Origin of the sequence: Anaplasma marginale str. Florida, from assembly GCF_000215485.1 — a bacterium.
Lineage (GTDB): Bacteria > Pseudomonadota > Alphaproteobacteria > Rickettsiales > Anaplasmataceae > Anaplasma > Anaplasma marginale.
In genome coordinates this window covers 1-712 of the sequence record NZ_AFMS01000022.1, presented here as the reverse complement: position 1 = coordinate 712, position 712 = coordinate 1, and the positions used below count along the sequence as shown (strand labels likewise).

Genomic DNA, 712 nt, shown 5'->3' with positions numbered 1-712 from the left:
AAAGCTCTCCCCCAGCGAGTCGTCAACCGATTCACCAAGTTTTGTATACCTACCGACATCATGTGCGATCAAGAATTGGCAGTGCCCCCCAGATATGATCAACACTAGGAATGGAAATTCAAGGTCAGCATAAATCATACGTGCCACTAGTGCATGAGCCTCAAGGTGATTCACAGCAATGATGGGTTTATGTGCCACATATGCAATTGCCTTGGCAAGCATTACACCAACTATAAGTGAACCCACCAATCCAGGGCCAGATGTTACTGCAATCGCGCTTAGGTCATCAAACCCTATATGGGCACCACCCATAGCCTTGGAGACCAGAACATGCAGAAAATCAGAATGGGCCCTTGCTGCAATCTCCGGTACTACACCACCAAAAGATGAATGCTCCTTCTGGGATAATACTTCATGTGACAGTACACTGCGCTGATCTAAGACTGCAACTGCTGTCTCATCACAACTGGTCTCTATCCCCAAAATGCACCCCACACCGGACATCGTGCGGAGCTATTTCAACATGCCTACTTCTCTGTAAAAGCGTGCTGCGCCGTCGTGCAGCGGAACCGCACTACCACTGGTTACCAGATCTCTGAGTACAAGTTTCCGCAGAGCACCGCTAAGCTCACGAAATCTGTCAATATGAGACGCAACGGATTTCACCACCGCATATGCCATCTCGTCTGATAGCGCAGTTGTAGCGTACATT

2 protein-coding genes are annotated in these 712 nt (G+C 48.7%); both read right to left on the bottom strand.

The genetic code is table 11. The annotated features are described in order from the left end of the window. On the bottom strand, window positions 1-504 hold a 504-nt coding region (locus tag GAC_RS00695; protein WP_037331009.1), incomplete at its 3' end, for an O-sialoglycoprotein endopeptidase. A 9-nt stretch (window positions 505-513) separates the two neighbouring features. Continuing rightward, on the bottom strand, window positions 514-712 hold a 199-nt coding region (locus GAC_RS00690), incomplete at its 5' end, for a TAXI family TRAP transporter solute-binding subunit (RefSeq protein WP_010264417.1).